The 25,238-nt window shown below is 65.3% G+C and carries 32 protein-coding genes and 1 tRNA gene; 14 read left to right on the forward strand and 19 right to left on the reverse strand.

All coding sequences use genetic code 11. The features are described from left to right. Positions 1 to 7: 7 nt before the first annotated feature. On the reverse strand, positions 8 to 292 hold the full coding sequence (locus E1261_RS02050; protein WP_132400859.1) for a hypothetical protein: 285 nt from the start codon (positions 290 to 292) through the stop codon (positions 8 to 10). Between the two features lie 91 nt (positions 293 to 383). After that, positions 384 to 563 (reverse strand): hypothetical protein, encoded by a 180-nt coding sequence (locus tag E1261_RS02055; RefSeq protein ID WP_132400862.1) that lies wholly within the window; start codon positions 561 to 563, stop codon positions 384 to 386. Between the two features lie 225 nt (positions 564 to 788). Here E1261_RS02055 and E1261_RS02060 point away from each other — a divergent pair, with 225 nt between their 5' ends. Continuing rightward, positions 789 to 1,430, forward strand: coding sequence for an XRE family transcriptional regulator (locus E1261_RS02060; RefSeq protein WP_238175951.1), 642 nt, complete (start codon positions 789 to 791; stop codon positions 1,428 to 1,430). An 87-nt stretch (positions 1,431 to 1,517) separates the two neighbouring features. Further along, entirely contained in the window at positions 1,518 to 2,060 is a 543-nt protein-coding gene (locus E1261_RS02065; protein WP_132400867.1) for an HD domain-containing protein, read from the forward strand. Here E1261_RS02065 and E1261_RS02070 read toward each other — a convergent pair. Beyond that, the gene (locus E1261_RS02070) at positions 2,057 to 2,533 is read right to left on the reverse strand and encodes an NUDIX hydrolase (protein ID WP_132400870.1); all 477 of its coding nucleotides are present in this window, start codon (positions 2,531 to 2,533) and stop codon (positions 2,057 to 2,059) included. The two genes, E1261_RS02065 and E1261_RS02070, sit on opposite strands and share 4 nt — an antisense overlap. Continuing rightward, positions 2,533 to 3,276 carry a helix-turn-helix domain-containing protein gene (locus E1261_RS02075; RefSeq protein WP_132400873.1) on the reverse strand — a complete coding sequence of 248 codons (744 nt, stop codon included), beginning with the start codon at positions 3,274 to 3,276 and terminating at the stop codon, positions 2,533 to 2,535. Before E1261_RS02075 ends, E1261_RS02070 begins: the two co-directional genes overlap by 1 nt. 128 nt (positions 3,277 to 3,404) lie before the next feature. Between E1261_RS02075 and E1261_RS02080 the strand changes: the two genes are divergently transcribed. The 4 genes from E1261_RS02080 (at position 3,405) to E1261_RS02095 (ending at position 6,696) form a co-directional block, all read left to right on the forward strand. After that, positions 3,405 to 3,758 (forward strand): hypothetical protein, encoded by a 354-nt coding sequence (locus E1261_RS02080; protein ID WP_132400876.1) that lies wholly within the window; start codon positions 3,405 to 3,407, stop codon positions 3,756 to 3,758. Further along, positions 3,751 to 5,190: a helix-turn-helix domain-containing protein gene (locus E1261_RS02085; RefSeq protein ID WP_132400879.1), complete on the forward strand. Its 1,440-nt coding sequence runs from the start codon at positions 3,751 to 3,753 to the stop codon at positions 5,188 to 5,190. Before E1261_RS02080 ends, E1261_RS02085 begins: the two co-directional genes overlap by 8 nt. Then, positions 5,177 to 5,665 carry a PPC domain-containing DNA-binding protein gene (locus E1261_RS02090; protein ID WP_132400882.1) on the forward strand — a complete coding sequence of 163 codons (489 nt, stop codon included), beginning with the start codon at positions 5,177 to 5,179 and terminating at the stop codon, positions 5,663 to 5,665. The genes E1261_RS02085 and E1261_RS02090 overlap by 14 nt, the downstream gene beginning before the upstream one ends. A 137-nt stretch (positions 5,666 to 5,802) precedes the next feature. Then, entirely contained in the window at positions 5,803 to 6,696 is an 894-nt protein-coding gene (locus tag E1261_RS02095) for a hypothetical protein (protein WP_165952319.1), read from the forward strand. Between the two features lie 553 nt (positions 6,697 to 7,249). On the opposite strand, the gene E1261_RS02100 is transcribed toward E1261_RS02095, so the two are convergent. Further along, positions 7,250 to 8,002 (reverse strand): hypothetical protein, encoded by a 753-nt coding sequence (locus E1261_RS02100; protein ID WP_132400888.1) that lies wholly within the window; start codon positions 8,000 to 8,002, stop codon positions 7,250 to 7,252. Positions 8,003 to 8,154: 152 nt separating this feature from the next. Here E1261_RS02100 and E1261_RS45050 point away from each other — a divergent pair. Next, a tRNA-Thr gene (locus E1261_RS45050) sits at positions 8,155 to 8,248 on the forward strand. A gap of 583 nt (positions 8,249 to 8,831) precedes the next feature. On the opposite strand, the gene E1261_RS02105 is transcribed toward E1261_RS45050, so the two are convergent. Together E1261_RS02105 and E1261_RS02110 are read right to left on the reverse strand one after the other, a co-directional pair. Further along, positions 8,832 to 9,437 carry a TetR/AcrR family transcriptional regulator gene (locus tag E1261_RS02105; protein ID WP_132400891.1) on the reverse strand — a complete coding sequence of 202 codons (606 nt, stop codon included), beginning with the start codon at positions 9,435 to 9,437 and terminating at the stop codon, positions 8,832 to 8,834. Between the two features lie 32 nt (positions 9,438 to 9,469). Further along, a complete protein-coding gene (locus E1261_RS02110) occupies positions 9,470 to 10,915 on the reverse strand; it encodes an MFS transporter (protein WP_238175953.1) in 1,446 nt (481 codons plus the stop codon). A gap of 103 nt (positions 10,916 to 11,018) precedes the next feature. Between E1261_RS02110 and E1261_RS02115 the strand changes: the two genes are divergently transcribed. From E1261_RS02115 to E1261_RS02125, 3 genes are read left to right on the forward strand one after another with little or no spacing between them, the layout of a single operon-like run. Then, positions 11,019 to 11,858 carry an alpha/beta fold hydrolase gene (locus E1261_RS02115; protein ID WP_165952320.1) on the forward strand — a complete coding sequence of 280 codons (840 nt, stop codon included), beginning with the start codon at positions 11,019 to 11,021 and terminating at the stop codon, positions 11,856 to 11,858. Beyond that, entirely contained in the window at positions 11,855 to 12,280 is a 426-nt protein-coding gene (locus E1261_RS02120; protein WP_132400897.1) for a hypothetical protein, read from the forward strand. Before E1261_RS02115 ends, E1261_RS02120 begins: the two co-directional genes overlap by 4 nt. Positions 12,281 to 12,329: 49 nt before the next feature. Beyond that, positions 12,330 to 13,463, forward strand: a complete 1,134-nt coding sequence (locus tag E1261_RS02125; RefSeq protein WP_132400900.1) for an FAD-dependent monooxygenase — start codon at positions 12,330 to 12,332, stop codon at positions 13,461 to 13,463. A 7-nt stretch (positions 13,464 to 13,470) separates the two neighbouring features. Here E1261_RS02125 and E1261_RS02130 read toward each other — a convergent pair whose 3' ends face one another. Then, complete coding sequence (locus E1261_RS02130; RefSeq protein ID WP_132400903.1) at positions 13,471 to 13,953, reverse strand: hypothetical protein; 483 nt, start codon at positions 13,951 to 13,953, stop codon at positions 13,471 to 13,473. Then, positions 13,941 to 14,621 (reverse strand): hypothetical protein, encoded by a 681-nt coding sequence (locus tag E1261_RS02135; protein ID WP_132400906.1) that lies wholly within the window; start codon positions 14,619 to 14,621, stop codon positions 13,941 to 13,943. The genes E1261_RS02130 and E1261_RS02135 overlap by 13 nt, the downstream gene beginning before the upstream one ends. 289 nt (positions 14,622 to 14,910) lie before the next feature. On the opposite strand from E1261_RS02135, the gene E1261_RS02140 reads away from it, so the two are divergent. Then, positions 14,911 to 15,294: a BlaI/MecI/CopY family transcriptional regulator gene (locus E1261_RS02140; RefSeq protein WP_132400909.1), complete on the forward strand. Its 384-nt coding sequence runs from the start codon at positions 14,911 to 14,913 to the stop codon at positions 15,292 to 15,294. Then, positions 15,291 to 16,229, forward strand: coding sequence for a M56 family metallopeptidase (locus E1261_RS02145; protein WP_132400912.1), 939 nt, complete (start codon positions 15,291 to 15,293; stop codon positions 16,227 to 16,229). Before E1261_RS02140 ends, E1261_RS02145 begins: the two co-directional genes overlap by 4 nt. Before the next feature lie 43 nt (positions 16,230 to 16,272). Here the strand turns inward: E1261_RS02145 and E1261_RS02150 are convergent, their stop codons facing one another. The 3 genes from E1261_RS02150 to E1261_RS45055 all read right to left on the reverse strand — a co-directional run bounded on the left by E1261_RS02150 (position 16,273) and on the right by E1261_RS45055 (position 17,447). Further along, positions 16,273 to 16,674 (reverse strand): four-helix bundle copper-binding protein, encoded by a 402-nt coding sequence (locus E1261_RS02150; RefSeq protein WP_132400915.1) that lies wholly within the window; start codon positions 16,672 to 16,674, stop codon positions 16,273 to 16,275. Positions 16,675 to 16,737: 63 nt separating this feature from the next. Next, positions 16,738 to 17,274 carry a DUF2269 domain-containing protein gene (locus E1261_RS02155; protein WP_132400918.1) on the reverse strand — a complete coding sequence of 179 codons (537 nt, stop codon included), beginning with the start codon at positions 17,272 to 17,274 and terminating at the stop codon, positions 16,738 to 16,740. A 2-nt stretch (positions 17,275 to 17,276) separates the two neighbouring features. After that, a complete protein-coding gene (locus E1261_RS45055; protein WP_165952317.1) occupies positions 17,277 to 17,447 on the reverse strand; it encodes a hypothetical protein in 171 nt (56 codons plus the stop codon). Positions 17,448 to 17,614: 167 nt separating this feature from the next. Here E1261_RS45055 and E1261_RS02160 point away from each other — a divergent pair, with 167 nt between their 5' ends. Further along, positions 17,615 to 18,202 carry a TetR/AcrR family transcriptional regulator gene (locus E1261_RS02160; RefSeq protein WP_132400921.1) on the forward strand — a complete coding sequence of 196 codons (588 nt, stop codon included), beginning with the start codon at positions 17,615 to 17,617 and terminating at the stop codon, positions 18,200 to 18,202. Between the two features lie 38 nt (positions 18,203 to 18,240). Here the strand turns inward: E1261_RS02160 and E1261_RS02165 are convergent, their stop codons facing one another. Together E1261_RS02165 and E1261_RS02170 are read right to left on the reverse strand one after the other, a co-directional pair. Then, positions 18,241 to 19,425, reverse strand: coding sequence for an MFS transporter (locus tag E1261_RS02165; RefSeq protein ID WP_132400924.1), 1,185 nt, complete (start codon positions 19,423 to 19,425; stop codon positions 18,241 to 18,243). A gap of 1 nt (position 19,426) precedes the next feature. After that, positions 19,427 to 20,863 (reverse strand): MFS transporter, encoded by a 1,437-nt coding sequence (locus E1261_RS02170; RefSeq protein ID WP_238175954.1) that lies wholly within the window; start codon positions 20,861 to 20,863, stop codon positions 19,427 to 19,429. Positions 20,864 to 20,917: 54 nt separating this feature from the next. Here E1261_RS02170 and E1261_RS02175 point away from each other — a divergent pair, with 54 nt between their 5' ends. After that, positions 20,918 to 21,499: a TetR/AcrR family transcriptional regulator gene (locus E1261_RS02175; protein WP_238175955.1), complete on the forward strand. Its 582-nt coding sequence runs from the start codon at positions 20,918 to 20,920 to the stop codon at positions 21,497 to 21,499. A gap of 6 nt (positions 21,500 to 21,505) precedes the next feature. Here the strand turns inward: E1261_RS02175 and E1261_RS02180 are convergent, their stop codons facing one another. The 5 genes from E1261_RS02180 to E1261_RS02200 form a co-directional block, all read right to left on the reverse strand. Next, complete coding sequence (locus E1261_RS02180; RefSeq protein ID WP_132400927.1) at positions 21,506 to 22,144, reverse strand: VOC family protein; 639 nt, start codon at positions 22,142 to 22,144, stop codon at positions 21,506 to 21,508. A 140-nt stretch (positions 22,145 to 22,284) separates the two neighbouring features. Then, positions 22,285 to 22,503, reverse strand: a complete 219-nt coding sequence (locus tag E1261_RS02185) for a heavy-metal-associated domain-containing protein (RefSeq protein ID WP_165952321.1) — start codon at positions 22,501 to 22,503, stop codon at positions 22,285 to 22,287. Positions 22,504 to 22,508: 5 nt separating this feature from the next. Further along, complete coding sequence (locus E1261_RS02190) at positions 22,509 to 23,534, reverse strand: urease accessory protein UreH domain-containing protein (protein ID WP_238175956.1); 1,026 nt, start codon at positions 23,532 to 23,534, stop codon at positions 22,509 to 22,511. A 548-nt stretch (positions 23,535 to 24,082) separates the two neighbouring features. Next, positions 24,083 to 24,868: an alpha/beta fold hydrolase gene (locus E1261_RS02195; protein WP_132400932.1), complete on the reverse strand. Its 786-nt coding sequence runs from the start codon at positions 24,866 to 24,868 to the stop codon at positions 24,083 to 24,085. Positions 24,869 to 24,954: 86 nt separating this feature from the next. Further along, the gene (locus tag E1261_RS02200) at positions 24,955 to 25,224 is read right to left on the reverse strand and encodes a heavy-metal-associated domain-containing protein (protein WP_132400935.1); all 270 of its coding nucleotides are present in this window, start codon (positions 25,222 to 25,224) and stop codon (positions 24,955 to 24,957) included. Between the last annotated feature and the right edge of the window lie 14 nt (positions 25,225 to 25,238).

Consider the following 25,238-nt stretch of genomic DNA (forward strand, 5'->3'; position numbering starts at 1 on the left):
CGCCGGATCAGGTTCGCTGCAAGCGAGTGGGGTCGGCGACGGGGATCTCGTCCGGGTCGAAGGGGTCGGGATCCAGCCAGCGGATGTCTGCAGCACCGAGATGCGCATGCACTTCGAGCAGATCGCCGATGCTCGGCCAGAAGGCGATCCAGGGGTGCGGCCCAAGCCAGCTGACAGCGACCCACTGCCGGCCATCATGGTTCGGTGGAAACTCGACGAGCAGGGCGACCACGCCTGTTCCACCTGCGCCTGAGGGATCGCGGAACTGGTAGAGCTCGCCGCGCCGCATCATCTACGGCCTCGGCCGAGATCGTAGATGACATCGACGAGCATGACGGCTGTGCTGGCGGTCGCGATGGCCAGCAGCACATGGAATGCGATGTTCACAGTCTGTTCCGTTCGTCGTTGGCTGCATCGATGGTGACCGGCAGGCTCGCGAAGCGACGCCTCATGGCCGTCGCGAACGCCTGAGCGTCCGCGGATGTCGTCGACCGATCGACGATGGCGAACTCTCCGAACCAGACGCGAACCCGCTGCTGCTCCGATGCAGTTGCCTCGTGCATCTTCGGCACCCCTCCATCGGCTTGGTTGGTCGCTCGACGGCACTGCCGAGCGTGTCCCAAGCCTGTCGGCGACAGGCCGGACAGCAGAACCCTGTCCTCAGACATTTACGGACATTTCGTGCTACTGTCCTATCAGACATTTACCGACATCTACCCATGAGTAAGGGTTCGATTCGAGTGAACGAGGTGCTCCGGCGCGCGATGTACGACGCAGGCTTCACCGAGGTGGACCTGTCGGTCGAACTCTCCGTCGATCCGAAGACGGTTCGGAACTGGATGCGAGGTCAGGTGCCTCACCCGGGTAGTCGTATCGCGCTGGCTGCTGCGTTGGGTGTCGAGGCTGAAGTGCTGTGGCCGCGGCTCGATGCAACGCTGCCCGGCGCCGGCAAGCCGTCGGATCTGGCTGCGGTGTACCCGAGGCGCTCCGGTATCACTCGATCGGACTGGCTGGCATTCTTCGCTGCGGGTAGAACGGACATCGCTTTGCTTGCCAGCGCTTCGGATCTGCTGCTCCAGGACGCCGAGGTCGTCCAGCTCCTTGCGGCCAAGAGTGAAGGCGGTGCCCGAGTGCGGGTCGTGCTTGCGTCGGAGCAACCGGGATCCTCAAGCTCCTTGAGGCGTCTGCATCCCTTGATGCAGGCTGGGATCGTCGAGTTGAGGTTGCACGACGACGCAGGCATGTACAACTCGATCTACATCTCGGATGACCAGTTGCTCGTCAACCAGCGTGCATATGGCGTGTCGGACTCGGAGTCGCCGGTCTATCACTACCGCCGCTCCGAACATGGAGAGATGTTCGGCACCTACGTGAACAGCTTCGAGATGATCTGGTCGGCTTCTCGGGAAAACGTGAGTGCGAGCGGCTGATCGTCGGACATCTCCCGACAACTGGCTGCCCGGAGATTTCGGCAGATGTGGTTCTGATGTCCGGCCGGTACGTCGTACTGTCGAATGATGATCGATGTCGAGGAAGCGACGGCCTTGGCCGGGCGATTGCTCCGGGAGTATCTGCCGCGGCGCTGGGCGCACACACAAGGAGTCGGAGCTCGGGCTGAGGGGCTGCGAGACACCCTGGGGGAGCGAGCCCGAGTGGTCGAGGTGGCTGCATGGCTTCACGACATTGGATACTCACCAGTGCTGCGGTCGACTGGTTTTCATCCGCTGGATGGTGCGCGGTACCTGCGAGATGTGGTGGTGGCCGACGACATGGTGTGCCGCCTGGTTGCGCATCACAGCGGCGCTCTTGTTGAGGCCGATGAGCGTGGCATCTCTGAGCTGGCCGATGAGTTTCGGTTGCCGGATGCCGAGCTGCTCGAGGCGTTGACGTACTGCGATCTGACGACGGATCCGGATGGTTGCCAGGTCAGCGTCGAGGAACGGCTGAGCGAGATCCTGATGAGGTACTCGAGCGAACACGTCGTGCACAGGTCGGTGGTTCGCTCCGCGCCCTCGCTGCGGAGAGCAGCCCTCAACGTGCAAAGGCGGTTGCATCGCTAGTCGAAGTAGATGGTCTCGCCGGGTGTGAGGTAGTGCTCGATTCGGCGGCGCATCGAGCGGTCCATCTGAAGGTCCGCGAGCTTGGATCGCGGAACCCAGTGGACCTGGGTGCTCTCGCTGCTCGTGGTCAGGTCTCCGCCGGTGGCGCGTGCACGAAGTAGGATCGAGAACTCTTGGCGGGCCTCGCCGTTGCTGGTGTAGAGGATGACGTGTTTCGGGTCGGTGTAGATGCCGATCACGTCGACGATCTCGCAGTCGACGCCGGTCTCTTCCTTGGTTTCGCGGACGCCGGCCTGCGACATCGACTCGCCTAGGTCGATGCCTCCGCCCGGGAGGGCCCAGTTACCGTTGTCTGAGCGCTCGATGAGCAGGATGTCACCTTCGTCGTTCTCGATCACCACGTTGACTGACGGGACCATGCTGTTGACCGTGGGCGCGTTCGGGTCGTCGTAGTAGTCGATGCGTTTCGGCATTAGTCCTCCGTCATCGGCGTCGCATCGGTCCAAACCCGTTCGAAGCTCTCGAGGTAGTGCCCTGCGAGTTCGCCGCCCGGAATCTTCCGTAGGTGCCACACCGGGGCCTGAGCGGCTGGAAGGCCGTACACGTGGGTGTTGACGAACAGACGGTCGTCAGCGCGGTAGATCGAGTTGTACAAGACGGTCCTGTGGATCCTGAACTCGACGCCGGCGGTGCGCGAAAGATCGCCGTACAGGGCGACTGCGTTACGAATCTTGGCGGCCACCGCATCGCCGATGCCTTCTTCCCGGCCCCGGCTTGCAACGCTCGCGTCATCGGGATCGCCGATCAGGATCCGGACGCGGGCGCCGGCCTTGGCCTGCTTCCGGAGGATGCGCTGGAGGCCGGCGTCCTCGGCCAGGAAGAGGCCGGCGTAGACGAGGATCCCGATCTCTTCGGTGCCTGATTGGAAGAGATGGCGCCATTCGTCGGCGGGTACGTCGGATCGTCGTGGGTAGACCTTGACGATCTCGCTCTCGGAGATCGCGGCCGCCTTGTCGCGGGGGAGCGCGTCGGGCCACAGATAGGACTCGTCGCGACCGAGACGAGCCGCCACGGCGTGCCTGTTCCGCGCGAATGGGAGATAGTCGCCAACGACCCACCGTTCAATGGTCTTGACGTTGACACCAAGCTCCTCCGCGAGGGCATGATGGGTGAGGCCTTGCTCCACCATCGCTGCTCGCAGTCGTTCGTTAGGCACGAGACCTAACCTAAGACATTTCGGGACATTTTGAGGCCAACCGAGACATCCCGGAGATGTCGGCCGGTGCCGTGTCGCTGTCCGGCGGTTCTGATGCATCCTGCCTGCACGAGCCCGAGGAGGGTGACATGCGAGGCACGAAGATGTACGCGTTCGAGATTGCCACGCGCGGTAGAGGCGGCGAGTGGGTGACCGTGGCATCCGGCTTGGGTGTGTTCAGCCGGGCACCGAAGCCGACCGTGCGCAGCATCGCCGAGAGGTGGATCCACGAGCAGACCGGCCGCCTCCGCGGTGGCCGACTGATCGTCGTTGGGCGACGGCGGGCAGCTCCCCGCGGCTTCGTGCCCAGCGTGCGTATCAGGCTGACGGATCGGGCCGGCGATCGCCCGCTGGCTTCGGCGTACATCGGGGTCGACCGCCGAGACGTCGTACGACGAGATGGCTACGAGCTGCCGACTCCAACGGGTGCTGATCGTGGGTGACCGTGGGCGGAAACCCAACAAGGTGCTCCGCAACGCTCGCGGGCCGCTGTCGCAGGAGGTCCTGGCCGAAAAGCTCAACGCATCGATCTACCGTGCTACCGGCCAGGTCGCGGAGATCTCGTCGAAGGTGATCTCGGATTACGAGCGCGGGTGGTACCAATGGCCTCGGGAGCCCCTGCGGAGCGCATTCTGCGAGGTTCTCGGAGTGCGGACGCCCGAGGAGCTCGGATTCCAGAATCCCCGGTCGGGGCCGCGGCCATCAGCGCCCGCGTCCGTCGACCTGCTGGCGCTCGCCGGGACGAGGAGCGCGTCGGGGCCGGTCGAGTGCGTAAGGGTGCCGGGTGGACGGTCGTACTTCGGCGCCGACCTCTCTGCGCACTACACCACCGCGAACCGGCAAGGCAGCGAACTCTTCTTGGTCGAACCTAGCGAGGAGATGTTGGCGGGACTGGTTCGGCCCGACCGACGATCCCTGGTGGTGGCTGTCGATCGTGATCGACGTAGTTACGTCGCCGATGGCCGTCGATTCATGGACCGAGCCGGGCGAGGTATTGGTCCGCAGGCAGTGTCTGCTGCGAACGTCGTCGACGATCTGACCCTCGGCGTCATCTGGGCGACGACCAATGCCGATTCGTCGTTGCTTGCTGATGACGGCCACCTTGAGCGAAGTCAGGCGTATGTCACCGATCAGGAGAGTCGGTCGGTCTCACGTGGTGATGTCGAGGAGGTGCCGCTCCTGAACCCGGTGGCCGGCCAGTGGCTGGGTTCACAATTCTGCTCGCGGCACATCCTGCGCAACCTGGACCAGCTAGGCGAGGAGCCGCTGTTTTGGACGCGTGAGCAGCGGGGCGAGGAGGCGGCGGCCTGGTTGCTGTGGTCGCACAAGTTTGACTACCTGCGGCGTACGTCGCGAAGGTTCACGACTCTGCGTCGCGGGTTCTGTATCCCGGAGAGCGAGGTCCAGGCCTCTCCAGGCTACGAGCGAGTCTTGCTCCTGCTCGCGATGGCACTGATGGAGGGCTTCGGTATCAAGGTGGAACTCAGCGTGGAGCCCGAGCATGCTGAGGTGGAAGGCTTCGTACTGGCAGGCCAAGCGGTCGTCGCCAACTGGCTGGGCAGTCCGGGCTTGTGGTGCGTCGAGGCCAGCGCCCCAGCGTCCCGCCTGGTTACCTATCGGGAGCTTGCCGGGCAGGTGAGCGGCGAATCGTCGCTGCCTCAGACGACCCCAGCCGGACGACTGGAAGCGTTGGCTGACCACCTGCAGGTGCCGTGGGGATGGTTCCGGCGAAGGTGCACAGAGCTTGCAACCGTGGGTGTCGACGACGTCTGTCACCCGCGCAGCCGCCTACTGTCGACCCGCGGGCTGAACACAGCCATCAGTTTTGTGTCCTACATCGACGTCCTCGAGGGAGAAGACTTTGCGCGCCGCTGAACTGACCATGGGCCGGACCTTCGCGGTCCACTTCGATCACGGCGACGACTTCTACACGGCTCTGGCCGAGTTCTGCGCCGAGCACGACGTACGACAGGGCTTCATCCCGATGTTCATCGCAGGCATGCGTGAAGTCCAACTCGTCGGCACCTGCGAAAAGCTCGAGAACCCCGACGCCCCCGTCTGGAGCTCCGTACACCTCGAGAACGTCGAAGCCGTCGGCGGCGGGACACTGGCGTACGACGAGGAGTCTGCGACCGTGCTCCCGCACATCCACGTATCCGTGGGCTTGAAGGCCCAGTCCGCCGCTGCCCACACCAGCCATCTGCTCGGCGCCAAGATCCAGTTCCTTGCGGAGATGTACGTTGTCGAGGTATCGGGACCGCAGTTCTCCCGCCAGCGAAACCCCGACCTCTACGACGTACCGCTGTTGAACTTCGGATCCACAGAGGTTTCACCTCGTCCGAACCAGTAGCGCCGGTATTCCAGGAGTCCTGGACTGACAAATCCGGGTTCTGAAGGAAAGCCTCGGCCTCGAACGTCGAGGCTGTGGATCACCTGGAAGCATGGAGAAAGGCCTCAGAGGCCAACTCAGTAAGGGAAACTGCCCGCTTGGAGGAATCGAGGCGGGAACGGCTGATCGAGGTTCACGGCGCCGCCGCACGGTTCTACCGGCGAGAGCTATTGCGAGACAAGCACGCGTCGGCGCGTCAGCACCTTGAGTCCGCTGGCGTCAGGGAGTTGCTTGATCCCGGCTCGCACTGGTCGGTGGGGTACGCCCCCGACAGTCGAGCGCGCCTCACGAACCATCTCCGATCCCGCGGCTTCGACTTGGCAACGGTTCGCGACGCCGGCCTGTGTCTCTTGGACGCCGACGGTCGAACCGTCGATCGATTCCGGAACCAATTGATGCTGCCAGCAAGGAACTATCGCCTGCAGATCACCGGATTCGTCGGCGTTCGAGAGGGCGACAAGTCGCCGTACTACACCGCGACCCTCGACACCCTCATCCATACGCGCTCATCCAGCCTGCTCGGCCTGGCCGAGCAACTAGACCTCCTGGACGGCGAAGCCACGCCCATCCTGGTCAACGACCCAATGGACGCTTTGGCCATCGAGCGCCTCAGCAGACTGAGCGGCGGCCGCTGGGTCGGCATTCCCCTCTGCAACATGCCACTATCGGGTCAACAGGCAACGATGTTAGGTGTCCGTACGCTGACGGACACCGTCGTCGTCCTAGTCACAGATAGGCGGCAGGCACGACGCATCCTGTCCGAGTGCCTCCCGGAGCTGGCAGGCTCGTTTCGCCGTGTCCAAGCAGTGGAGCTCCCAAGCGACCAAACTCCCGCGGTCCTGGCGCAGGCGCCCGATGGCCTGCAACGTCTGCACGACGCTCTCCTCCTCACGCGGCCGCTCAGCGACTATCAATCGCATCGTCGAGAGCGGTCACGAGGAGCCTCGCCGACCGCGGTCAGTATCGAGGACCAACCGGGACCATGTTTATGACGGGGAGCGCGCCAGGTACCGAGCAGCCGCCACGCCGAATCTGCGTGTGGTTCGGCGAACACGTGACCATCGACCACGTCTCCGATCCGACGAAGAAGGACTGGTGCGAGCCGCCAGCCGTGCCGAACCTGCCGAGACAAAGGCTGGCCACTCGCGCAGACCCGCATCACGAATGGCAAAGTCGTGACCGAGTCAGAACATGGGCCATGTTGGACCTGTGCCGGATCCGGCTGGGGCGATCAGTGACCCGGTGTCAGAGCCTCTTTCTGTGGAGGTGGATGACAATGGAACCAGAATGGGGGACGGTGCTATGAGGCGTCCCTTCGGCCATGGAGCGGATTGTCGAAGACGGATCGAGTACAAGCTGTGCGCTTCGCTTGATCGGCAGCCGCCGTGGCAACGTACTCGCGCGGAGGTTGTCGAAGCAGGCAACGCGCTCGAGGCCAAGAAAGCAGCAGATCTATCGGGCGAGGGAGGCTCCAAGGATTAGCGGCTGAGAGGGTGTCAACTGGCCCTGGTGTGCTGGCTGCGTAGGCGCGGGGGATGCGGGATATCAGTGTGACGAAGGCGGCGTTGCGTCTAGTAGTTCACCGGTCGGTACGGCCTTCTGCGCCATCGCCCAGCTTTCCAGCGAACGTTCCGCCGCTGCGAGGAGCACTAGACGCCTGCTGCGGTAGTCGGACATGTTGGTCTGGAAGGTCTTGACCGTTTCGTCCAACTCCCTCATTCGGCCCGATGCTTGTTCGTTGAGCTTCGAAATGATTGGCCGTAGCTCGCGAATCTTGTTGAGTTGAACCTCGCGGATCTGGGACTCCTCTCGTTGAAGGAGCGCTGCTTCCCAGGTGTCGAACTTCGCTAGCGTCGTCGTACACCACTCATGGAGTGGCCGCATCTTCCTCCGGAGCCGACGTACCTTCGGCGTGAACTGGATGCGCGAGAGCGCAGCTAACCAATGGATCTTGAGGTTGCTGGGCGACATCCGCGCTACGGTTCGCGCGTTCGCTCGTACGAGCAGTTCGAGTGCTGGAGCAACGACGAGCGTTGTGATCCCAACCTGGATGCCTAGCTCGATCACTAAGGGCCAGCCAGACCAGACCGCCTCTTCGGCCAAGGCGCGGAAACAGGCGGGTACAGCGAACGCATAAGACAGCAGCGAGAAGGACCATAGGAAACCTTGGAGGCTCTTGAAGAACCGGTCGCGGCCAGGAATCCAGCCGCGAATGATAACTCTTGCCTCGACGACGAGAGCCAGCGCCAGTACGGGCATTGTCTGAGCGCTCGTGGTCCAGAAATCTGGTGGCGGCATTGAGCAAGTATCGACTCACCCCCTGACAGATTCATCCGTGCGGCCGTGTCGGGGAATCATCAACGGGGACACGGTGTCCATACGGCTGCTAACAGGTCTGCTAGCAGCCGTATGGACAGATGCAGACGGCGGTGGATCGTTGGGCTGACTGCGCCGCCTGATCGCGAACTGCTGGAACGGCTGTAGACCCTTTTGGCGGCACTCGTAATGAGAAGGTCGTCGGTTCGATTCCGACAGGCGGCTCCACGAAAGGCCCTCTGACCAGGCAAAACGCCGAAGTCAGAGGGCTTTCTTCGTGCCCGGTAGCTGCCAGGTACGGGCCAAAAGTACGGAAAGTGCAGCGAGCCGGTGTGCGGAGCAGAGTTTGCCCTGACCGGCGCGCGCGAGCGCGTCTCGCTCGCCATCGGATGCGAGCCCCCGGGATGAGAAGAACCTCGCCGTCGTCGGCCTGTGCAGGGGCAGCTGGTGGTCCATCGTGGGACCTCCGTGCGTCAGGCTCCGGATGGAGACCGAGGAACGACGTTCTCGCCTCACGAAGGGATCTCATAGTGTCGAATCCGCGGGAAGGAAGACCCGCGCTGGACGTGGACGCTGAGCGGCCATGCATCGCATGACGCGTTCCGGCACAGTCACCGGGCACCGCTGAATACTGCTCACACCGTGGCGGTTATGGATCTCGGTTGCCCTCTGCTGACGCTCACCGGGTGCGAGGCGGACGTACCGCGCCTACGTCGACCGCCCAAGACAGCGGCAACGGACGCACCGGAGCCATTCGGCAATCAGCAACCGACGATGACCCCGAGGGTTGTTGTCGGTGGCCGAGCCGTGGCTAGCTCGACTTCGGCGTGGGCCTCTGGCGCGCTGGGCGCAGGGTGGCCAGGAGGGTTTGTATCAGCGAGTCGGCGGCTGCGTCTGAGGTCAGTCGGCCGGCGTCGACCTCGTCTGCTGCGGCGTGCAGGATGGCGTAGAACACGGCGGTGAGCCAGGCGCGAGAGAGATCGCTGCGGAAAGCTCCGGTGTCTTGTCCGCGAGCGATCAGTTGGTCGACGTGGCGGAATGCGGGATCGTGGTGGGCGCGGAGTGCCTCGTGCCCGATCGCTGTGAGGGCGACGGTTCGGACTTTGCGGTGGCGGTCAAGGATCGGCCACGAGGTTCGCACCAGTCGCTTGAGGGCGTCCTCGACTGGGCCCGTGTCGAGGCTGAGTTCGGAGAGGGCGTCATCGGTATCGGCGATCGCGCGGCGTACGACGGCCTCGAGCAGTACTTCGCGGGTCGCAAAGTGCTTGTACAGCGTGACCCGGCCAACCCCCGAGGCGGTGGAAACCTCGCTCATCGAAGGGAGTGTTCCTTGGGCGAGGAATCCCCGGGCGGCGGCGAGAATCGTTTCGGTGTTTCGCTCGGCGTCCGCGCGTCGGCGTGGTTGGTCGGGGGCCATGGTAGGAAGCGTACGGACTGCTCGTATTCGGTTCAGTGACCGTGCCCGTGGCCGACAACGGCCGTAGGCTTTCCGCCCGGCACCAGGACGAGCGCCACCAGCGCCGCTGCACCCGCAGCGATAGCGCAGGCGAGATATGCGTCGGCGAAGCCTTCGACACCACCTGACGCGCTGTCGGGTGTGGACAGGCTCGCCGCGGCAATCGTCGAGACAACGGCAACCCCGATGCTCCCACCTAGCTCGTGGAAGGTGTTGACCACACCTGAGGCGACGCCGGCTTCCGGCGTAGGCACATTGGCCAGCGTGGTGGTGGTCGCCGTGACAAAGACCGGACCGATGCCGATCGCAGCCAGCAGGAAGCCCGGCAGGACCGACGTGGTGACGCTGTCTCCCGGGGAGACCTGCGTCAACAACGCGGCTCCGGCTGCCACCATCAAAAAGCTGGCGACAGCGATGACCCGGCCACCAACACGGCTGATCAGGTGCGCGGCTACTTGAGCGCCGATGGTGATGGCGAGCGCAACAGGGAGGAACAGCAGCCCTGTCTTGAGAGGGCTGAACCTGAGCAGATGCTGGAAGTAGAGCGAGGTGAGGAAGAACAAGCCAAGGAGCAGCCCTGTCGCCACCAGCATGAGAAAGGTACCGGATAGAACAGGGCGGCGGATCAGTGTCTGAATGCGCATCAGCGGAACCGCAACTCGTGTCTCGACCAGGACGAACATGCCGTATCCGATCGCGGCGCCGGCGAGGGCGGCCAAGGTCCCGGCTGAGGTCCAGCCTGCCTCGCCTGCGTGGACGAGGCCGTAGATCAGCACTGCGGTTGCCGCGGTGACCAGCATGGCGCCAGGTACGTCGACGCTCTGGCGCTCTCTGTCCGCGTCTGGTGCCACGAGCCGGGGGATGAGCGCCAGAACCAGGACGCCGATGGGCACGTTGATGATGAACACCCATTGCCAGCCTGGGCCTGCTGTCAGCAGGCCGCCGAGCAGTACGCCGATCGCGGCGCCGGTGCCTCCGATCGCTGCCCACACCCCGAGTGCCCGAGTTCGGTCCTTCCCGTGGAATCTGGTGGTGATGATGGACAACGCCGCGGGGGACAGCAGTGCGGCACCGATGCCTTGCGCTGCCCTGCCTCCGATCAACAGGCCTGCGTTGGTGGCCAATCCGGCTGCCAGTGATGCCAGCGTGAAGATGCCGAGTCCGGTGAGCAGAGTGCGACGCGCGCCGAACACGTCGGCAAGGCGTCCACCGAGGATCATCAGGCCGCCGAAGACGAGGGTGTAGGTGGTTACCACCCAGGTCAGGGATTCGCGGCCCAGGCCGAGATCGTCGCCGATGCTCGGCAGAGCGACCTGTACGACGGTGATGTCGACGATCAGCATGAATTGGGCGAACGCCAGCAGTGTCAGCGTGATCCACCGGCGCGGATCAGAGCGATTGGCGACCGGATGTGCCTGCTGGTGTGGTTGGTGCGTCATGTCTTGGCTCTCCTCCTGCGTGATAGAAAGTGAACACGAATGTATAGTTTAAATACTGTACCCGGGTATGGCTAGTGATGACGAGTTGGGGAGATCCGTTCTCATGGGTGAAGGTCTCGCGGCCGCGGTGGTTTCGACGGCTCAGGTCCGGTTCAGCTATGTCCGGGCGGGTAGCGGGCCGCCGGTGGTGCTGTTGCCCGGTGCCGGTGGATGGCAGCTGACCTTCGACGCGTTGGTGGCTGAGCTTGCCGCCAGTCATGCGGTGTATGCGGTGGACCCGCCCGGTCAGGGTGGCACTCGGGTTCTTGACTCGGACTATGGGTACGACGCGGATGCGGTTGCTAGTTCTATCGCGGACTTCCTGGATGCCGTTGGCCTGTCGTCGGTAGCAATCGTGGGTCATTCATGGGGTGGCGGCTTCGCGTTGCGGCTTGCTGAGTTGCGGCCTGAGCTGGCCGGTCGGTTGATACTGCTGGCGCCGGCAGGGCTTGATGTGCCTGATGTCTGGGAGTTCCGCCTGCTCAGGCTGCCGGTCTTCGGTGAGTTGGCCGCCCGCTTCACCTCGGTTGCCTCGCTGCGGCACATGCTGCGCAAGTCCTTTGCTCGGCCTGATCGGATGCCGTCCGACGAGGTACTTCGTTCCGCGGCTACTGCTCTTCGGCACGAGCCCTCACTGCGACGAGACATGCTGCGCGTCGAGCGCGGTGTGCGATGGCGCGACACGGAACGGGATCTCGGCCTGATCGGATGCCCAGTACTGATCCTCTGGGGAGATCGCGACCGGTACTTCCCTGTAAGACTTCTTGATCGGTTTGCTCACCGGCTCCCTGGTGCCCGAACGCGAATACTCTCCGGCGCAGGTCACTCGCTACACGACGACTGCCCCGCGCAGACCTACCCCCTCCTGAAAGCCTTCCTCGACTCACCCATGGAGGACCTATGAGCTCGCGCCGCGAAGCACCTGCAGTCAATGGCCTGGTGGTATCCGGACTGGCGCAGATCGCAGTCGGCGCGTTGACCGGATTCCCTTACGCAGCAGCCGTCTACAAGCCGGAACTCCTGGCGAAGACCGGCGTGCAAGCGCCGGGCCGCATCCGTCAGCTTCACCTCGACCTCATCATCATGGGCGGAGTCGTCACGGCCACCGGTCTTGCCCTGCCGCGTCTGCCGCGTGCTGTCTCCGTGCCCCTGGCCATCGGCTGCTGGACCAACGCATTGGCCTTCGCGCCGGTCGCCATCCGGCCTTCGATCGAGCAGGCGAAGCCCTACCGTGCGGCGGTCACCGCCTCGTTCGTCACCACGACTGCCAGTTGGGTGGTGGTGGCCGGCATCGCCCTGCACCGCTGGTCGGAACGCCGCAGGTAGCAGTCGCTGTCCTGTTCGGCGAGGAACCACCGAAGGAGAGGAGTGAAGGTTGAGTAAGAGACGAGCTGTCATCGTCGGGGCGGGGATTGGCGGTCTAGCTGCTGGAATCGCTCTGCATCGGCGTGGCTGGGAGATCAGCGTCCTCGAACGGGCCGCCGAGTTGCGCGAAGTAGGAGCCGGGATCTCGCTGTGGCCGAACTCGGTCCGAGCGCTGGATCTGCTCGGGGTGGGCGATCAGGTCCGCGACCTGGGTGGGATCGAGGCTGCCGCGGGATTCAGGGACTCCACCGGCCGGTGGTTGTTCCGGTCCGACATCGCCGCAATCCGTGAGCGCTATGGCGACACGCTGATGATCCGCCGGCCTGATCTTCTCGACATCTTGAGGAGCGCGCTCCCGGCCGAGAGCGTCGTACTGGATGCAGAGGTCCACCAGGTCAGACCTCTCGGTGGGCAGATGGCCGTTGTGCACTCTCGAGGTGAGCACATCGGCGACGTCATCGTCGGCGCGGACGGCATCCGCAGTACGGTTCGGGCACAGCTCTGGCCGACCGCCAAACCACCGGTCTATGCCGGCTACACCACCTGGCGACTGATGACTCCGCCCCTGCGGATCCAGGTCGAGGCCAGCGAAAGCTGGGGCCGAGGAGAACGGGTCGGGATCTTTCCACTCAGCGATGGCTCCATCTACTCCTACCTGACGGCATCCGTGCCGCCCGATCACCGTCACGCCGACGACCACGCCGAGTTGCAGCGGCGATTCGGGCGCTGGCATCAGCCGATCCCAGCCATGCTCGAAAGCGTCAGAAACGCGGAGATCCTGCGTCACGACATCTATCGACTCCCGCCGTTGGATCGCTATGCCGTCGGCCGCACCGTGCTGGTCGGTGACGCCGCCCATGCCATGACGCCGGACTTCGGTCAGGGCGGCGGGACCGCGCTCGAAGACTCTGTCGAGCTCGCCGAAGTTCTCGATGACATCGCAGACGTCGCAACCGCCTTGCTTGCGTACGACCGCCGCAGACGCGCTCGCACGCAGGCAATAGCGCGTCAGTCAGCCTTGTTCGGTTCTGTCGCGCAGTGGTCATCGCCACCGCTGGCGCTCTTGAGGAACGCCCTGCTCGGCGTGCTGCCGCCTGCCGTCCTCCTCCGCTCGTTGAAGTCGATGCTGAGTTGGCACGCCTAACCTCGTCTCAGCGCGCGGCCTTGATCGCACAGCCGCCATCGGCTTTGATCTGAGCCGTTGCCTGCAGCTTTGCTCCCGGCGTCAGATCGAGCTTCGCGCCGCAGACCTGGCCGAGCGGCCCGAGGCCGTCCTCGCCCACCGTCGGGCACCTGCCAGTACAAGGACGGTGCCAGACAACCACGCGATAGGCACCTGGCGGCAAAGTCCGGGTGACGGAGATCGGCTGACCAGGGTAGGCCTGCTCCAGTACCGGTTTGGCGGCCGTGTCCTCGATCCTCAAGTACCACAAGGTGTTAGGGGGCGACTGCCCTTCCTGTGCGACCGTGATGGTACTTCCGCCGACAGCCGCCGATGCCGCAGTGGGCAGAGCTGTCGACGTGACCGGCTCGCTGGCGCCAGTGGAGGGCGAAGAAGGCGGCCCGCCGCAGCCGCCCGTGAGGAGGACGGCTGCGGCGGAAACCACCAGGGCGAGACGGTTCACTTCGCCCAAGTGATCATGGTGACGGTGCTGCCGGTCTTGATCGTGGTGACGCCCTTTGTGCCGGACGCCGCGGCGGCCTTGTCGGAGTGGGAGTAGATCGAGGCCAGCTGGTTGAAGTCGTGGCTGTTGGGGTGCTGGTTGGTGCCCCAGTTGTTGGTGTAGTCCATGCAGGTGCCGAGGTTGGGATTGTTGAAGTTCTCGTCCTGGTGCGCCAGGCCGTAGGTGTGGCCGACTTCCTGGCACATCACGCCCTGCCGCTCGGCCGCTGGGGCGCCGGACTCGTAGGTGTCGTTGAGCTTTACGCTGCCTCGGCTGATGTGACCGCCGGACAGATTGATCGATGCCAGGCCGGCCCAGCCGTTGTTTCCGTAGGTGTAGTTGCAGACGCGGATCTGGCCGGTGGCCATCGGGCAGGAGCTGCGCGTGCTGCTGGATGTGCTGCCGGCGACGACTCCGCTTTGGATGTAGGGGCTGGAGTTCCAGTCGTTCTTGGCGACGGTGAGGTTGCCGGACCAGTCCGAGGTCACGCTGGAGATCAGTGGCGCGGTGACCTGGCCGCTGCGCGACCAGTGGTAGCTACCCCAGGAGTGGCTGGCCTGCGCGGGGAGCGTAGCCGCGGCGGCCGTGACGGCGAGTAGCGCCGCGGCAGGGATGGTGAGGATGCGAAGGAGTTTCATTGAGCGGTTCTCCTTTGGACGGTTCTCGCGATGGGCGGTGCGAGAGTGTCCAGGAAGCTACTACTAGCGAGCATAGTAGAACAGAGCGCAGAGCAAAGGTTCTCCCTAAATGTCGGCGGTGCCGGCGAAGGGATGCCCTCGTCTGCGGCGGGATGCTGCCATTGGCGCGTCCGTGCCAGGCGATGCGGGCGAAGTTGGCGTCTACTACGCCGCATCGTTGAGAATGGACCCTCGATGCCCACGGTCGCCGGTAGCAGAGCCGGCGCGGGCAATCAGGAGACAATGCCGCATGCGTGGATTCGGTGATCTGGAAGCAGCCGTGATGGATCTGCTGTGGGGCAAAAGTGCTCCGGCTACCGTCAGGGCGGTCCTCGATGACTTGCAGACCGCTCGCCCCCTCGCCTACACAACGGTCATGACGGTGATGGACAACCTGCACCGCAAAGGATTTCTGGATCGTGAGCTCGAAGGCCGGGCACACCGCTACTGGCCGACCAGAAGTCGCGCGGAGTACGCCGCGGAGCTGATGGGCGAAGCCCTCTCCGCCAGCGGTGACTCAACCGCCGCTCTGCTGCGGTTCGTTGAGCAGATGCCGGCAGAAGAAGTCGACCGACTCCGCAATCTCCTCGATGACGGTGGCCCCGACGACCGCACGGCCGGGAGAGAGCCGTGACGATCGCTCTCGCCTTGTTCGGCTACGCCGTTGCCATGTCCACCGTCGGAGCCGCAGCCTTGGAGCGTGCCTCCTGGCCTGGCCGAGCGCCACAGCTAGGAGTTCTCGCCTGGTTGTCTGCTATGGGGTCGGTGGTCGCCGCGGTGATGCTGGGCGGTTTCGCCGCGGCAACGCGGCTGCATGTGGCGAGAACAGATCCTGATGGCGCGCTGCGCGTTTGCCTCGATGAATGGGGAACGGCTTTCGCCACTCCCGGGGACGTTGTCATCACCACCCTGGCAGTTCTTGCATTCGCCCTTGTTGCCGGACGGGTCGTTGGGGGAGTCGTCACTGCCGCCCGAGGCGCCCGGCGGCAGCAGCGACGGCAACTCCAGTTGCTTGGGTTACTTGCGCACCGTGATCACCACCTCGGCGTACTGGTGGTCGATCATCCGACTGCCACCGTCTACTGCCTCCCAGGGCGGCGTGGCTGCGTAGTGGTCAGCAGCGCGGCTTTGAGTACCCTCGAGGCCGGCCAGCTCGCCGCAGTTCTGGCTCACGAGCACGCGCACCTGCGCGGTCGTCATCACCTACTCGTTGCTATCAGCAAGGGTCTGGTGAACGCATTCAGCGCCGTGCCCTTGTTTGTCAGGGGTGATGAGCAGGTGCGTGACCTGGTCGAGATGGCTGCTGATGATCACGCCTGCCGGCAGTACGGGCCATCGACGCTGGCCCGCGCACTGCTTGCCCTCGTCGACCAGGTACCTCCGGCGGCCGCCTTGGCGGCTCGGGGAGGACGGACCGAACGGCGATTGCAGCGTCTGTCGGTGAACCGCAGTCGCATGACGCCGGTTTCGTACGGCGCCGCCGGGGGAGTGGTATTCGCGATAGTTGGTGCGCCGCTCGCAATCGCAGTCGCTACAGCCCTCATCGTCGTCAGTGTGAATTACTGCTGACACGTCCGCGACCATCTGAGAGCGACTCAGGGTGCAACCGAGGTCAGTTGATTGAGGACAGGAGTGACTGGCATGCGTCGCTGCAGCGCTGGCACGCCTCGCTGCAGATCCGGCAATGCTCGTGCATCTCGGCGTGATGCCGGCACTGGTCGCCGCACGCCGTACAGGCCTGGATGCAGGTCTGGAGCAGAGCTCGGGTGACGACGGCGTCGTATGCGGTGTGGCGTGACACTACGCGGGCCGTGGTCTCGCAGATATCGGCGCAGTCGAGGTCGGTACGGATGCACTTGCGTAGCGGATCCACCTCCTGCTCCGAGAGGCACGCATCCGCGCACGCCGTACAGGCTTGGGCGCATTCGAGAAGGGCTTCGACCGCATCGGCGAGGAGATTCCGGTCGAGGTTGATCTGTGCTGGGTAGGACTCGATCATTTCCTGTACGGACATGGCTCCTGCGCCTCTCGAGTTGGTGGCAAACGTTCGGTACCCCCGGCGGAAAGGTGGTATTCGTCAGCCGACACTGTCGCGCCGGAGACTGGCTCCAGTGCGCCGACTGCGCGACTGCCGGTCTTGCCGCCGCCATTCGTAGCGGGTCAGGCCCTGAGGTTTGAAGACCGACAAGATCAGGATGACCAGGAGCATCGTCAAACCGCCGATGGAGTGCGGGAGCGTGCCGGGGAGCTGACGGGGATCGGCCGCGGATGCCGCTGTCTCACCGAGGTAGCGCACGGTCTGGGTCTCGATCAGCAACACCGCCGTGGCGATCAGGGTCAACAGGAGCTTTGCCAGCACCCAGTAGTGCCGGATCAGACCCCACGGCGTACCGAGCGCGTTGACGATCCCGATGACCACCGACGCAAGCGCGAGCGGTACGACGACATACATCGCCACCAACGCCATCGCCGAGTAGGCGCCGCGAACGGCATCGACGTCCTGGCTTGTCGCAGCGGTGACATCCAGTGCGAGGTACGCGACCACTGAGCCTAGCCAGCCGACCGACGTGGCTACGTGAGCTGTCAGTACGACCTTCCGTAGCCTCGGGGACATGGTCACCGCTCGGCCGGGCCGGCGTGCCCATCCGTAGCTGAGTGGATCGCCGTGACGCCGAACGGCGCGGTGCCTGTGTGTCGTCCGGGGCCGTGGCCGTCTCCTGCGCCGCTGAGCTTCAACGCGATGGCCGCAAGGATCAGGATGGCCACCACGATCGCCGAAATCTTCACCCAGCGCGGCGCCCTCGGTGGTCCGGCGGCAGGTCGAGGGCGAGAAGCGGCGCCGCCGGGATCGGGGTGCTGGGTCGGTTCGGCCATCAGATTGCTCCAATTTTGCGAGACAGTATGTCTGTATAGAATCATACTGTCACTCATGAGTCGTCCTGTATGCTTCAAGGGTGCCGAAGCTGTGGAGCGAGACGATCGATGCGCATCGCCGTACCGTCCGGGACGCGATCTTGGAGGCCGGTTGGGCGCTGGTGACCGAGCGCGGGCTGATGTCTGTGACGATGACGCAGATCGCGGCGAAGGCCGGTATCGGCCGCGCAACGTTGTACAAGTACTTCCCGGACGTCGAAGCGATTCTGGCCGCTCAACACGAACGCCATGTTGCTGCTCATCTCGGAGAACTCACAGTGCTTCGCGAGCAGCCTGGCGCGGCAGGCCAGCGGCTCAAGGCGGTTCTCGAGCGCTATGCACTCATCTGCTATCACCGCGGGCGACATGGCACTGAAGAACTCGGGGCCCTGCTGCACAGGGGTGAACACGTTGCCCGTGCCGAGCAGCAACTGACCGCGCTGTTCGGGGAACTGCTGGTCGAAGCTGCTGCTACTGGTGAGCTGCGAGACGACGTCCCAGCCGATGAGCTTGCCAGCTATTGCCTGCATGCGCTGGCCGCCGCCGGCGGTCTCCCCACAGAGGAGGCGGTGGATCGGCTCGTCTCGATCACGCTGGCCGGGCTGGGTCTGTCTGACAGCGCTACGTAACTGCTGCCCGCCGCTGGATTCGCAGTCGAGCAGGGTCTTTACTGCAGTCGACTTCTCCAGCGGGGCATGGCAAGGGAGAGGGACGCGATGATGGTCGCGGTGGCGGCGATGCCGGTTCCGATCCAGAGGGGTCCGCGGTCTATGGCGGCTCCGGCGCCCGCGCTGCCGGCGGCGAAGCCGAGCCAGTTGGCTGTCGTCAAGGCGGCGAAGGCCTGGGATTGTGCTTGGGGAGGCGTGTGGTTGGCGATGAGGAGCGCTTCGATGGCGTCTGCTGGTCCGGTCGCTGCGCCGGCCAGGAACAGCAATGCGATGGAGATCGCGACGCCGGGACCGGTGCCGATGGCAACGATGAGAACGCCGTACAGCGCGAGCGCGATGGAGAGTTGTGCTGGCAGCGATCGGGGCAGGGCCAGGCCGCCGTAGGTGAAGCTGGCAAGTACTCCGCCGCAGGCTATGGCCGCAATGAATGGCCCCGGATTGATGCTGAGGTGAGCGGCGTGGGCAACGACACTGACCTGTAGCGCTCCAATGGCGACTGCGCCAAGGACCACGACGGCCAGCACGTGCAGCTGCCGACTGTCCAGGGTGGTACGGCGGGCACGCTCGGCTCGAAGGCTGTCGCGATTGATCGCCTCCAGGGACCGGACGGCCGGCGCCGCGCGAAGCCACCAGAAACCGGCCAGCGCGACGACGGCCGTGACCGCTACAGCAAGGATCGGCCGGGTGACGGCGACCACGCCTCCGACGATCAGTGGACCGACGACGAAGACCATCTCGGCGAACAGTCCCGAGATGGAGAAAAGCGCCCGGCGGCTGGCCGGGTCGTCGTACATCGCGAAGACCTTCTTCGCGATTGCCGACGCAGGCGGCGTGCAAGATCCGGCAGCTGCGGCGGTCGCGATGAGGACAAATGCGGGAGCGTCGACAAGTGTGGCAGTGATGTAGCCGGCGAATGCGGTGGACTGTGCGGCGCTCGCGACACCGAGTGTCCACAGAGGGCCGCGGTGGTCGACGGCGCGGCCCCAGACGGGTGCGGTGAGGGCGACCGCGACGGAGTAGGCGCCAACGACGGCGCCAGCGATGCTGTAGCTGCCGGTGCTGTGCATGGTGCTGGTGAGCAGGGATAGATTCACCATCCCAGCCAGCAGATAGCAGACCAGAACGGCCGCGACCACGCGGGCGACACCGGGGATGGCCAGGGCGCTGCGGTAGCTGGCCAGCACGTCATTGCCCGTCGGTCGGCTGCGCGATCGGCTTGATCAGCACGGCTGCCAGGGCCGCCGCCACGCCGGTCAAGGCGGCAGCAACGAGCAGCGCCAAGCCCCAGCCGTTGGTGGTCGACTCAGGGGATGTAGGGCCAGTGGCTGCTGCGGCGCTGATGGTGGTCAGGACCGCCAGACCTAATGCTCCTCCGATCTGTTGGGCGGCGTTGAACAGCGCGGAGGCGATACCGGAGTCGGCGGGTCCGGCACTGGACATCGCGGCCGTGGTCAGCGGGACGAACGTCAGCCCCAGCCCGAGGCCGGCAACGACCAGACCGGGCAGCAGGGTCGTCGCGTAGCTGGACGCCGGATCGATCCTGACGAGCGCTAGCAGCCCGAGCGCCACCAGCGCTGCTCCGGCCGCAGACAAGTGACCTGGCCTCACCCGGTCGGCCAGCGCTCCGGAGATCCGCGCAGCGACAGCGATCGCGACAGTCATCGGGACGAACGCCAGCCCGACGTAGACCGGATCCCTGCCCTGAACGGTGGACAGGAACAGGCTGACGAAGAAGAACAGCGCGTAGATCGCGACACCCAGGATCAGCCCCACGCAGTCGGCAACGACGACGGTTCGGCTGCGGAGGATGCTGGCGGGCACGAGCGGCGCTCGGCGAGTGGCCTGCAAGATCACGAAGGTCGCAAGAAGCAGGACCGCAGCGAACAGGACCAGCAAGGTCTCGGTCGCCCACCCATGGTCGGCAGCGCTGGTCAGGCCGTAGACCAAGAGGATCAGACCTGCGGTGGCCATGGTCGCGCCAGCCACGTCGATCCGCGATGTGCGCGCTCCGCTGGACCGGGGCAGTACCAAGAGGCCGAGCGTCACGACGACAGCGACGATCGGAACGTTGATCCATAGCACCCAGCGCCACGACAACGCCTCGGTCACTACCCCACCCAGCACAGAGCCCAGGGCTGTGCCGCCGGCCGTCACGCCGGCCCAGATACCGAATGCCAGCACCCGGCCGCGACCCGGCGCGAACACATCCATCACCAGGGCCATCGCCGCCGGTGCCATCATCGCCGCGCCGGCGCCTTGAACAGCCCGCGCACCGACCAGGACCAGTCCGTCTCCGGCAGCCCCACCAGCCAGCGACGCGAAACCGAACGCCAGCGCGCCGAGCAGGAACATCCGGCGGTGCCCGAACCGGTCCGCGACTCTGCCGCCGACAAGCAGCAGCCCACCGAAGGCCAGCGTGTAGGCGGTGATCACCCACTGCAGTTGCGCGTCGGTGAACCCCAGTCCGTCACGAATAGGGCCTAACGCCACGTTGACGATCGTCGCGTCCACCACGATCAGCAGCTGACTACCCGCCAGCACACCCAGCGCCACCGCCGCGCGTGCACCGATCCGGCCCGGCGCTGCCGCGCTCGCCACCGCATCCACTCCTCGCTTGTTCACTCAACGAGCGTAGAGCGAAGGCAGGTGTTCGGTCAACGCGTGTAGAGTGAACGTGTGGTGGAGGACGAACGGATCTCGCGCGCCGACCGGCGCCGTCGTACGGAAGAAGCGATCGTGACGGCGGCGCGCCGCCAGTTCGGCGAGCTGGGCTACGAGCGGACCAGCATCCGCGGCGTCGCCGCTGAGGCGGGAATCGATCCCGCGCTGGTGATGCAGTTGTTCGGGAACAAGGAGGCGCTGTTCTCGGCGGCTGCCTCCGCCGGTGTGGGCCTGGAGGCGCTGACCGGCGCGACCACCAGCGAGCTGGCGCGGGCGGCAGCTGCGCATCTGTTCGCCGACTTCGAAGATGCCGAGCGGCGCGGAGGCGCGGAGGCGTTACTGCGCAGCTGCCTGACCCATCCTGCGGCTGGCGCCGTGCTGCGTGATCAGGTGATGGCGCCGACGCAGGCCGCAGTGGCCGCGACGATCGGTGGTGACGACGCCGAGCTTCGCGCCGCCGTCCTGAATGCCTGCACGCTCGGTGTGACGATCGCCCGCTACCTCCTGGAAGATCCAGTCCTGGCTGCAGCCGACCGTACCGATGTGGAGCGGATCCTTGGACCGGCACTCGAGGCCATCGTGTCGACTGGCGCCTAGCGGCGCCTAGTCGGTCAGGCCGAACGTATGAGGTGGGCCGTCCGTGAAGGCGACTTCGACTCGCCGCGGTCCCGCCGTCCCCGGCAGCGCATGCAGACCGCTGGGGGGTCCCCCGCACCAGTCTTCAATCTGGCCGGCTGGGCCGGCCACATCGATGCGAGTGATGCCGACCGGGTCGCGCCGGTGCGCGGCGGTGAGAATCGGCTGTCCTTGTGGCCAATGGATGAGGCACGGCAGGAAGCGCCGCTCGAAGTTCGCACCGAAACCGGCCAGGATGTACGGCGGAAAGCCCGGACCCTCGGCGGGCGCATCGAACACGGACATCTCGTGGATCGCTGCAAGCTCGCGCAGTCGCTGCTCTTCCTCGATCACCACCAACCAGGCCATCGGTATCAGCTCGTCCGCCGGATGTGCGTCCAGCGCCTCCTGATCGAACGCGAGGAGCGGTGGGGCGCCGGCCGCCGGTGCGTCGCCATTCGGGTAGTGGATCTCCAGCAATTGGCCGTGCCGCAGCGGCACCACCAGGTTCGACAGACCAAGTCCTGGAATGGTCCGGCTTCGGGCAACTGCCAGCCCGGCCCGCTCGAGTACCCCCTCCGCTGCTTCCCGGCTGCGCGCGGCCAAGACGACATGATCGATCTCCATGATCTCGAGGCTACTTGCTATTGGAATCGATTTTCAATAACAAGCCGCCCCGACTGCAGAAACTGCGAGCTCCGTGATCCCGTCCTCGCCGATGCTGACCGCGAGGATCTGGAACGGCTCCTGCGACCAAGACCTTCGGGCTAATCGGTGAGGCGGCGGGCGGTGTAGCCGGTGCTCGTGATCGCATCGTGGATGGCGGATGGATCGATACCCGCCGAGTCGACCTCGACGGTCGTGCGGCCGGCTCGGACGTCGGTGGTGGATGAGGTGACGCCGGGGACGTCCTCGACGGCGTCGTCGACGAGGAGTCCGCAGCTGGAGCAGTGCATTCCGGTGACTTCGAAAATCAGTTCAGCCATCACGGTCACGCTCCCTGGAAGACGACGCGGCCGCCGTACATGCCCATCCCGCAGCTGTAGCTGAGGGTCCCGGGCTTCGGGGTGCCGAGGTCGATGGTGGCTTCGCCGGTCGGCTCCAGGACGAGTTGCTTGTCCAGGTCGGGGACGACGAACGATCGCACGCAGCCGCCGGTCCTGTTGGTAGCGACAACCAGGGTGGTGGGGATCCCGGCCTTGGCTGTGACGATTTCGGGCTGGTATCCGTCGCTGCGGGCCTGGATGGTGACGAGCTGTCGGCCGTCGGGCGCGGACCGGACAGCGTCTGCCGGTACTGCGCTCGCCGCCGCAGAGGTAGATCCATCTGGCCACCAGCCGCCGAGCCGGATACCGGAGGTGACAGTCCAGAGCGCTACCGCGAGGATGACGACGCCGGTGGCGATGCTGAGCCTGCCCTGCCAGAGGCGAGTGGCCGAGCGCAGTACAACGCCGATGACGGCGAAGAGCGGCCCGGTGCCCAGGACGAATCCGGCCATGACGGCCGCGCCGGCAACTGGTGAACCGGAGGTGATAGCGACGAGCTCCATGCTCAAGGTGACGCCGCAGGGGATGAGGATGGTGAGGAAACCCAGGATTGCAGGGGCGGTGGCGCTGCTGGACTTTGCGGATCTGCGGACGCGCTTGCCCCATGCTGCTGGGGGATGCGGGACGAGGCGGCGTACGGCGGCGACTCCGAGCAGGTCTAGCGCGAACAGCACCATCAGTACGGCTGCCGCTATCAGTAGCAATGCCTGGAGGTGAGGACTCGGCTGGATCGCAGCTCCCACGATGCCGAGTGCTGCGCCCAGCAGGCTATGGGAGATGAGCTTCGCGCCGAGGAAGGCGCCTACGGGAGCGAACGGGCCGACGTGCCGGTGGTTCTCGTCGGACAGTGCGTCGTGGCGGCGCGTGACAGCACTGGCGAGCAGACCTCCTTGTACCGCGGCGCAGGAGGCGCCACCGGCGAGGAGACCGGTGGTGAGGCCAGTGAGGAACAAGGTCATGGAACTAGCCATCAAGCAGGATCCTTCTGTGTGCCGCGGGACCTGGTAGCCGCGGAGATATCGAACGAGGCAGGCGAGACAGCACCCACGAGGGATGCTGAGTCACCTGCTAGGTCCGATTCACACAGAGCTGATGGATGTCGGGCGGTCTAGCCGCCGATTGGTCAACACACACAGGACACGTGGCGGCCAATGGCCTGGCGAAAGTCGCGTTGACGGAGACATCCCCGAGCGGGGCAGACGCAGACCCGCTGTCCGGTGTGGCCGGGTGGCACTGCTGGCGCGTGTCCATGCAGTGGCCGGTGGTCTCCTGGCCGTGATGATCGGGGAGATCCGTCGCCGGTTCGCCGTGCTGTTCCATCACAGCCATTGTTGCCATGGGCGCCGAGGACTCTTGGTGCGAGGGCGACCAGCCGATACCCGCAAAGCAGGCCAGAGTCAGCAGACAGGCCGTGATCGCCCAGCGAGTCTGAGCCGATACCCTCGCCGCCGCCGACATGCCCCAGATCGTAGATCAGCCGGATGCATCGGCCCCAACTGGTCCCTTCGATCTGAGGCGGTCAAGCGAGGAATCCGGTGATGCGCCTCGTCCAGGTCCTCACGTCGTCGGCGCTGGTGGAGACGTGAAGTTCGGCGTTGGGCAGCAGATCGTGAAGCTTGTGAGCAGTGGACACGGGGTGGAGCGGGTCGGTGTCCCACGCCAGGATCAGGGTCGGCTGCGTGATTGTTGCGACCATGTCTTGCGCGGGAAGGTCGGATCGGCTGATGCCTGTGAAGACGCTCGCGAGCAGTTCGTCGTCAACAGCCGGCGTAAGTTCGAACTTGGGGTAGTCGGCGAAAATAGGTAACGGGTCCGCGGCGGCCCATTGCTCTCGCCAAACTGCGGGGCCTTGTGACTCGATCGTGCCGGCGATGTCGGAGTAGACGTGCTGAGCGAGTGGCGCGTCGTCCCAGGCGGCGGGCGGGATCATGAGCACTAGCCGCCGGAACAGATCCGGTTGGGCGATCGTGGCGCGCAGGGCGGTGTCTGCTCCCAGCGACGATCCAGCGAAGTCGATCGGCTCGTCGATGCCGATCGCGTCGACCAGTGCCAGCAGGTCTCGGCCGAAGTTGTTGAAGGTGTAGTCGGCGGCGATCGGTCGGCCGGTGGATTCGCCGTGGCCGCGGGCATCGTAGGTGAGCAGGCGCCTGCCCTCACCCAAGGCATCGAGGTCGAGCAGCTCGAGACGCCTCACGGCGTCGCGACTCAAGGGCACTCCGTGCGCGTAGGCAAGGGTCAACCCGGTCCCGAAGTACTGGTAGGCGATCGTTGCGCCGTCGCGGTCGAAGTAGCTGTCGGTGGGCATCTCGTCTCCTCGCTGACGCAGGTGATCGGGGTGCGCCCCGGCCCGGCTGCGCGGTGCGCGAGCCGAGCCGGAGCAGGTAGTGCGGTTCAGGCGTGGGCCAGTTGGTAGCCGGCGTCCTCGATGGCGGCGCGGACCTGGTCGTCGGCCAGCGGGGTGCTGCTGTGGACTGCGACCGTGCCGGTGGCGACGTCGACGTCGACGGAGGTGACTCCGTCGAGCTTGCCGATGCTGGTGCTGACCCGGCCGGCGCAGCCACCGCAGGTCATGCCGACGACGTTGTAGGTCGCGGCGGTGTCATGAACGCTCGGTGGTGCGGCCTCGATGTCGACGGTGCCGCAGTTGCAGTCGGTGCACATTGTGTTCCTTTCCT

The organism is Kribbella albertanoniae, from assembly GCF_004348455.1.
Lineage (GTDB): Bacteria > Actinomycetota > Actinomycetes > Propionibacteriales > Kribbellaceae > Kribbella > Kribbella albertanoniae.